A 5,037-nucleotide genomic window follows, 5' to 3' on the forward strand; every position below is an offset into this window, starting at 1 on the left:
TATATGAATATGTATAGTATGAAGAAGGGTGTCATATTACAGTCATCTTTCTTCATACGAAAAAGTAGACCCTTATTTTTGTAATAAGGGTCTAAAAGGTTATAGTCCAAATATACTAAAAATCATTTTACGACGCTTCGGTTTCTTTTCTCTTTCATATGTTGGTTTTGCATCAGGAGTAATGTATATTGGTTCTTCTTTTTTTAGGGCAGCTTCTAGTTTTTGAATTCGTTCTAACATTTCCTCCATTTCGCGGCGATGTTGTAAAAGTTGGTATGTAACGACATCATTTGCTTTATCTTGCATTTGTTCTTCCATTCGATCTAGTCTTCTTGTAATTGTGGTTAATTGAGCTGTTAATTGTTTAAAATCATTCGATGATGTATTTTGAACAATTGTGTTTACTTGAGTTTTTAATTTTTCTACATCATTTGAAGATGTTTTTTGAGTAGTTTGAGAGTTTTGAGGCTGGTCCATTTGAGAACGATGGTATTCTAACATTAAATCTAAATCACCTTGTGTAAAAATAAAATGCCCATATTTATTTTTTTTTATCGTAAGATTTAATTGTTGTGCAATCCGGACAACAGCCTTTGGGCTAACACCTAATTTCTTTGCGATAAATGGTGTTTTATATTCCAAAATAATCCCTCCTATATATATCCTGTTGAATGATTTCTAGTTATGTAGCAAGTTCCCTTCAGGTGTGACAAAAGAAGTGTGGAATCGGCAAAGAAAGTGTTTTTTCACGAAGTTCAGTTGTTTAGCACATACGATTTATATAAATCATTTTCAGTTATCGGAAAATTGGGCTTATTATAGTTTGACGATAATAAGCTAATTAGATTATCATAATTATAAATATCTTTTTTATGTATGCATATAATATATAAAAAGGTGGTTACTAATGTAGAATTTTATTAGAGTATAAGAATGCTTACTTCACTTGAATAAATTTAAGTAGGAGGTGGCTTCCTTGCTTACACTGTAAGTAAGGAAAAGTATTTGGACATATATAGTATAAGTATAGTGATTGTTTTAATTGCCTTAACGGCATTTTTCGTTGCAGCAGAATTTGCAATTGTTAAAGTGAGGAGTTCACGAATTGACTATTTAATTGCAGAAGGAAATAATCGTGCACTATCTGTCAAAACAATCATTACAAACTTAGACGAATATTTATCAGCTTGTCAATTAGGAATAACTGTTACAGCTCTTGGGATTGGGTGGTCTGGTAAACCTGCGCTAAAGCACATGTTTGATGTGTTGTTTGCAAATTGGAACGTCCCTACTCAACTCGCAGACATTTTCGCTATAATCTTGGTATTTTTGTTTATCACATTTTTCCATGTGGTAGTAGGAGAGTTAGCTCCAAAAACATTTGCGATTCAAAAAGCAGAACAAGTGAGTTTCTTTGTTGCTAAGCCACTCATTTTGTTTTATCGGATTGCATTCCCATTCATTTGGATTTTAAATGGATCAGCTCGGTTAATTACAAAGTTTTTTGGGTTGAAACCACCAAAAGGGCATGATGAAGTGCATTCAGAAGAAGAATTGCGGTTGTTAGTTTCAGAAAGTTATAAAAATGGTGAGATTAATCAATCTGAATATAAGTATGTGAATAAAATATTTGAATTTGATGATCGTATTGCGAAAGAAATAATGGTACCACGAACAGAGATGAATATTTTAAATAAAGAAATGCCTGCTGAAGAGGCTTTACAAAAAATGTCTCATGAAAAATATACGAGGTATCCGGTTGTTGATGGTGATAAGGACCATGTAATAGGCTTTGTGAATTTTAAAGATATATTTACAGATTTTGTGAAGCATCGCGTTGCTAGTGAAAAGACAGTGGAGCAATATATTAGGCCAATTATTTTAGTTATTGAATCTATCCCAATTCATGATCTATTTTTAAAAATGCAAAGAGAAAGGACACATATCGCTATATTAATTGATGAATATGGTGGTACATCAGGTCTTGTAACCGTTGAAGATATTTTAGAAGAAATTGTAGGGGATATTCAAGATGAGTTCGATACTGATGAACAACCGGAGATCCAACAAGTTAGTGAGACGAAAACGATTTTAGAGGGAAAAGTACTTGTTAGTGAAGTGAACGCATTATTAGGTTTGACTATTGATGACGATGATGTCGATACGATTGGCGGTTGGATTCTAACAAAAAATATTGAGATTTCCGAAGGCGATACCATTAAAATTGAAAATTATAAATTTTGCGTGAAAAAATTAGATGGACACTATATTAAGAGGTTAGAAGTAACGAAACCTTCAGAATCGATTGTTATTGTAGGAGATGAAAAAAAGATTTCGCTCCAAGAACAAATTAGTTCGTAAACTCTGCCTTGTAGCAGAGTTTTTTTTGAGCAAAATGTTTTTTGGTGTATTAGGGCTATGATACAATTACATAAGTCAGACCTTTCACTAGGTGAAGTAAATGTAATGTATTATTGTATACATATATTTGGAAGGAGAACCACTATGAAAAAGCATTTATATATAAATGGGATATGGAAATCAGTAGGGACGTATAAACCATTGTATGCACCATATTCTGAAGAAACATTAGCGGAGATTGCGCAAGGTACAGAAGATGACGTTAAGGAAGCAGTAGTTTCAGCTAAAAATGCAATGAAAGAAATGAAAAAATTATCTGCATACGATCGCGCAACCATTTTAGAAAAGGTTGCACAAAAAATGGATGAGAGAAGAGAAGAGTTTGCAGAGATTATCGCAAAAGAAGCTGCAAAACCAATTCGTGCTGCACGGGGAGAAGTAGATCGCACTGTTCAAACATATAAGTTTGCAGCTGAAGAAGCGAAGCGAATATATGGTGAGACGTTACCATTAGATGCTGCGCCAGGAGCAGAGGGCCGTATAGCGTATACAATTCGACAACCAATCGGGGTTATTGGTGCTATTACACCGTTTAATTTTCCGCTTAATTTAGTAGCACATAAAGTAGGCCCAGCAATTGCGGCTGGAAATACTATTGTGCTAAAGCCAGCCGACCAAACGCCACTTTCGTCGTATGCATTGGTAGAATTATTTGAAGAAGCTGGTTTACCAAAGGGAGCTTTCAATATAATTTCTGGACCTGGATCTGTTGTAGGTGAGGCATTAGTAAAAGATGAGAACGTTGCTAGTATTACTTTTACAGGAAGTCCGAAAGTAGGTATTGGAATTAAGGAAAAATCTGGATTGAAACGAGTGACGTTAGAATTAGGATCGAACGCTGCTGTAATTATTGATGAAGATGTTGAATTGACAGACGAAATAATTGAACGTGTAAAATGGGGCGCGTTTGTGAATAATGGACAAGTTTGTATTTCAGTACAACGTGTTTTTGTGCATGAATGCAAAATGGAGGAGTTTATTACAAAATTAACGAAAGCAATGGAAAACGTTGTAGTAGGAGACCCGCTTCATGAAGAAACAGATGTATCGGCACTTATTTCAAAAAACGATGTAGAACGTATAAATTCATGGGTGGAAGAGGCAGTTAAGGAAGGAGCAAATGTTGTATACGGTGGTAACAAACGTGATGCAAGGATTTTTGAACCAACTGTATTAACAAATGTTCCAGAGTATGTATCTGTTCAGTGCCAAGAAGTATTCGGTCCACTTATGACTGTAAATACATTTAAAGAATTTGATGAGGCTTTAGAACAAGTAAATAATTCACGTTATGGATTACAAGCAGGTGTATTTACAAACAATCTATGTAAAGCAATGCGTGCAATTGATGAATTAGAAGTCGGTGGTGTCATGATTAATGATATTCCAACGTTCAGGGTAGATCATATGCCTTATGGTGGTGTAAAAGAGAGTGGCACAGGCCGTGAAGGGATTAAATATGCAATAGAAGAAATGACAGAAATGAAATTAATATGTATTAAAAAATAAAAAGTACACTTTTTTAATCAAGTGTACCTTTTATTTTACTTCATTTCTTGTTTGAAAATATCATCTTCGGCATAAATGTGTTCTTTATCTACAGCAGTGCTATGAGATAGTACTAAACCGATTGGTGTTTCTGTGCCTTTATTTTGAACAATTGTAAAAGGAACATTTTTTTCATTTGCTAATTTAATGTATTTTGATAAATGTGGGTAAGCAATGCTACCATTTAGGAATAGTTGTAATGATTGAGAAGAACGCATGCTACCTGTTACTTCTGTATACACATTACTTTGCATTACTTGACCGATGGTTAAAGCGATTTCTACACGCTCACGTAATGTAGTTAAGTACATATTACGTTCTTCTGGTTTGTTTTGCTTTTGGCCATATATGCCTTCTTGGAGATAGTCTTCCACATTTTTATTTACCATATTTTTCACACCTTTCACTTCTTATTGTACGCAAGAATTAAAAAGGATGCAAAAAAAGTAGTTTTGAACAGGAAAATAATTTAAAAAATGAGAAGGGAAAAGGGATATATGAATACAACTTATTTAAATAAGAAAAGAAAAATAAATTTTATCAACATAAATTAACAAAATGTGACAAAAATCTATTAACGAAATGTACTTTTTGTGTTAATATTCAAAATATAAAGGGTATTCGTCGTATGGAAATGGAGGGAATGGAGGTTTTTCCAATCGATAAGGATATTAAAGAAGTATTTTGTTCGCACTTGAAAAACAACAGGCACCAATTCGTAGAGAACTGGAAAAACAAAATGATAATTTCCGAAAAAGATCCATTTAAACAAGAAGTTGTTCAAAATGGAGAAAATTTATTAGAGTTAATTATCGAACTTATTATGGAAGATAAAGACATTAATTATCTTCAGCCATTATGTGAGAAAATGGCTATTGAGCGTGCAGGTGCAGATGCGAATATTGGAGATTTTGTTTACAATGCAAATGTGGGAAGAAATGAACTTTTTGAAGCAATGTGCGAATTGGATGTAAGCGCCCGTGAATTGAAACCGATTATGGCCAAAATACATACTTGTTTTGACAAATTAATTTATTATACCGTTTTAAAATACTCAGAAATTATATC

Annotated in this window: 4 protein-coding genes and 1 pseudogene; 3 read left to right on the forward strand and 2 right to left on the reverse strand. The window is 33.5% G+C overall.

The annotated features are described in order from the left end of the window. Positions 1-99 precede the first annotated feature (99 nt). Complete coding sequence (racA, locus tag AB3X48_RS17690; RefSeq protein WP_002157976.1) at positions 100-642, reverse strand: chromosome-anchoring protein RacA; 543 nt, start codon at positions 640-642, stop codon at positions 100-102. Positions 643-1,005: 363 nt separating this feature from the next. Here racA and AB3X48_RS17695 point away from each other — a divergent pair, with 363 nt between their 5' ends. Together AB3X48_RS17695 and AB3X48_RS17700 are read left to right on the forward strand one after the other, a co-directional pair. After that, positions 1,006-2,361 carry a hemolysin family protein gene (locus AB3X48_RS17695; RefSeq protein ID WP_088099035.1) on the forward strand — a complete coding sequence of 452 codons (1,356 nt, stop codon included), beginning with the start codon at positions 1,006-1,008 and terminating at the stop codon, positions 2,359-2,361. A gap of 144 nt (positions 2,362-2,505) precedes the next feature. Further along, positions 2,506-3,930 carry an aldehyde dehydrogenase family protein gene (locus AB3X48_RS17700; protein ID WP_088099036.1) on the forward strand — a complete coding sequence of 475 codons (1,425 nt, stop codon included), beginning with the start codon at positions 2,506-2,508 and terminating at the stop codon, positions 3,928-3,930. Positions 3,931-3,965: 35 nt separating this feature from the next. Here AB3X48_RS17700 and AB3X48_RS17705 read toward each other — a convergent pair whose 3' ends face one another. After that, positions 3,966-4,358 (reverse strand): YueI family protein, encoded by a 393-nt coding sequence (locus tag AB3X48_RS17705; protein ID WP_002157973.1) that lies wholly within the window; start codon positions 4,356-4,358, stop codon positions 3,966-3,968. A 239-nt stretch (positions 4,359-4,597) separates the two neighbouring features. Between AB3X48_RS17705 and AB3X48_RS17710 the strand changes: the two are divergent. After that, positions 4,598-5,037, forward strand: a pseudogene (locus AB3X48_RS17710) (BA2291 family sporulation histidine kinase); the annotation flags it as partial.

This window comes from Bacillus sp. S4 (assembly GCF_040838205.1).
GTDB classification, from domain to species: Bacteria; Bacillota; Bacilli; order Bacillales; family Bacillaceae_G; genus Bacillus_A; species Bacillus_A cereus_U.

Coding starts and splice junctions, on each gene's coding strand:
- AB3X48_RS17700 (WP_088099036.1), top strand. CDS start 2,506: ATGAAAAAGCATTTATATATAAATGGGATATGGAAATCAGTAGGGACG.
- AB3X48_RS17705 (WP_002157973.1), bottom strand. CDS start 4,358: ATGGTAAATAAAAATGTGGAAGACTATCTCCAAGAAGGCATATATGGC.